At 45.2% G+C, this 2,704-nt stretch carries 3 protein-coding genes; 1 reads left to right on the top strand and 2 read right to left on the bottom strand.

From position 1 onward, the window contains the following. Window positions 1-314 precede the first annotated feature (314 nt). Window positions 315-695: a cyclic nucleotide-binding domain-containing protein gene (locus IM515_RS24590; RefSeq protein WP_002770239.1), complete on the top strand. Its 381-nt coding sequence runs from the start codon at window positions 315-317 to the stop codon at window positions 693-695. 29 nt (window positions 696-724) lie between these two features. Here IM515_RS24590 and fmt read toward each other — a convergent pair whose 3' ends face one another. After that, the gene (fmt, locus tag IM515_RS24585; RefSeq protein WP_287627671.1) at window positions 725-1,702 is read right to left on the bottom strand and encodes a methionyl-tRNA formyltransferase; all 978 of its coding nucleotides are present in this window, start codon (window positions 1,700-1,702) and stop codon (window positions 725-727) included. 41 nt (window positions 1,703-1,743) lie between these two features. After that, window positions 1,744-2,538, bottom strand: coding sequence for a peptidoglycan editing factor PgeF (gene pgeF, locus IM515_RS24580; protein ID WP_287627670.1), 795 nt, complete (start codon window positions 2,536-2,538; stop codon window positions 1,744-1,746). Window positions 2,539-2,704: the final 166 nt, after the last annotated feature.

Genomic DNA, 2,704 nt, shown 5'->3' with positions numbered 1-2,704 from the left:
CCCTTGACAAATGGCGAGACTTGCTTTAGACTTTATGTATAATGGGAATCCGTGCGCCCATATATATAGGGTTTTTGAGGGAAGATAAGAGAGAAAAAAATAGACTCAAAAATCGGGTTGGGTAGGAAGAGGATAAAGGTATGAAGAGGGAAATTTTCTCTCCCCGACAAGCATTAAACAAAGCATTTCTGAGAGTCAAACCGAATCTTGGTCAGGTAGAGAAGTTTCAAGTATTCTTACATACAAAAACGATGATCGGGGAGTTCAATATATCGGAAAATGGGAGGGATAACCCGAAAAATTATTGTTAAATCATGTTAAGTCCCGTAGAGACGATTAAAATTCTCGAAAATCATCCCGATCGCACTTTTCCAGCTGGTGAAGTTATTTTTGTCGATGGCACGGAGGGCGAGTTAATGTACGGTATTCTTAGCGGAGAAGTGGAGATGTATATCAAGGAACAATTGATAGAAACTCTAGAAAAAGGGGATGTATTCGGAGCAGGAGCGCTCCTGCATGGGGATAAACTGCGAGAATCCACAGCTATCGCCAAAACTGATTGTAAATTAGCCTGTCTCAATCAACCGCAGTTTTTATTTGCCGTGCAGGAAACCCCCATGTTTGCAATCGAAGTATTAAGAAGTTATTCCGATCGCTTTCGCAAGTTGAAAAAAATCTTCGCCGGTGAAGCATAGAGGAGCAAAGGAAAGCCATACCCCGAAAACTATTGACCGAAAATCTCACCGACAGTTAAACGGGAACCATTGACCAAATCCCCACCAGAACGCGGTGGTTTTCCCGATAATTGCACTTCTTTTAATAATAATAAACCCGCTCCCGTCTGCACTACCGGCCCGAAATTTTTCCAGAGAGTCACGATCGATCCCACTTCTCCGCTTAGATGAGAAAGGTCTTTTGTCTGTAATTCTCGAGGCAGTTGCTCCAGATCGTCTAGGGGAATAGTGGCCATCACTTTTAGGGGTTGTCCCCGGAAAGTGGTCAGCGCATTAGGATAAAAACCCCGGACTCGATCATGAATTGTCCGGCCCGAATCTTGCCAGTGGATTAGGTAGTCAGATTTCTGAATTAAAGGGGCATAGGTAGCATCGTCGTTATTTTGAGGAATTGGGGTAATTTCTGCTCGATCGAGCCTAGAGAGGGTTTCTAGGAGCAAATCCGCCCCCATTTGCCCTAGGGTTGCTCCCACCTGTTCGGCATTGTCAAAAAGAGCGATCGGGCTGTAGGCTTTTAGTAACATCGGTCCGGTGTCCATGCCCGCATCCATTAACATGGTGGTAATGCCGGTTTCTTTTTCTCCCCTAGCGATGCACCACTGCACGGGGGCTGCTCCCCGATATTTCGGTAAAATTGAGCCATGAACGTTAATACAGCCTAATCTTGGCATCTCTAGAATTTCTGGGGAGAGGATTTGTCCGTAGGCAACCACCACAAAAGCATCCGCTCGCGATTGTCTGAGAGAATCTAAGGTTTTAGCGTTTTTTTTGACACTTTTGGGCTGCAAAACTGGTATTTGCTGTTCTATGGCTATTTGTTTCACCGGTGAGGGGATTAATTGATTACCCCTTCCCCGGCGCTTGTCCGGTTGGGTAACGACGGTGATTATTTCTATATCGGGATTGGCTAATAATTTTTTGAGGGTGGGAACGGCAAAAGTCGGGGTTCCGAAAAAAACAATACGCATGGGAGAGGGGGGATTTTTCAGTTATCAGTGAGCAGTAATCATTAACGACTAACTATGCCGGACCATTGGATTTTTTTGGCTTTTTCCCGACGATAGGAGAAAAAATGCTCCTCTTGTTGATAGGTACAAAAAGGAGCGATCGCAATTTGTTCATCCCTAATTCCTAACTGTTGTAGTTGATGATAAATCACCCGTCGCACGTCTAAGCGCACTTTCCCTTTTTCCTCGTCAGCAAATAAGGGGGAGGGGGAGAGGTTAAATAAATTCCCTAGAATTTGGTCGGGATTGGTTTCTTGGGGAAATAAACTTAAACCCACTTGTGCGGCAACTTCTGTCTCTACTTGATACACTTCTCCGGCAATTGCCGGCCCCAGGGCCAGCACTAGGTTATCTAAACAACTACCAGATTTTAATAACTGCTTAACTGCTTTGGCAACTATCCCCTTGGCTGTCCCTCTCCATCCAGAATGAATCGCCACCCCAACACCAGTAGAGCGATCGCCCATTAGTACGGGCGTACAATCAGCACTGGCCACCCAAATCCCTTGACCGGAAGCATCGGTGATAATTCCATCCGCTTCGACAATTTCCGGGTTAGTAATCCCTTGGGGATTTAATAGGCGATCGCCATGTACCTGTTTGACCCGATAAACCGGTACATTTGCTCCTAAAGCCTCTGTAAAAGCTTCCGGGGTTTGGGGGTAATAATGACGGGTAAAAAAGCCGTGGGACCAGTCCTCTAGGAGATTACAGGTAAGATAGGGCAATCCTTGCCATATTTGCCATTGCCACAGAGAAGTCGCGGTTAATCGGACATCGATCGCTACATTGGTCACAGTCTAAACCTCTCTTGCTGCATTAATAGTTAGTAAAAGTATAGTCAAATATAGACAGACTGAATTCCATTTCAGAAATTCCCTTCACTTTTACTTCGAGAGATTGATTCTCCTTGGGTGAACTACGCACCTCTCTATCCCATAGCGGTTAAACGCATTTGGGAAT

Origin of the sequence: Microcystis sp. M44BS1 (genome assembly GCF_020244875.1) — a bacterium.
Lineage (GTDB): Bacteria > Cyanobacteriota > Cyanobacteriia > Cyanobacteriales > Microcystaceae > Microcystis > Microcystis panniformis.
This window is presented reverse-complemented; position numbering and strand designations above follow the sequence as displayed.

Bases quoted from the DNA above. Each gene is read 5' to 3' on its own strand.
- IM515_RS24590 (WP_002770239.1), top strand. From the start codon at position 315: ATGTTAAGTCCCGTAGAGACGATTAAAATTCTCGAAAATCATCCCGAT.
- fmt (WP_287627671.1), bottom strand. From the start codon at position 1,702: ATGCGTATTGTTTTTTTCGGAACCCCGACTTTTGCCGTTCCCACCCTC.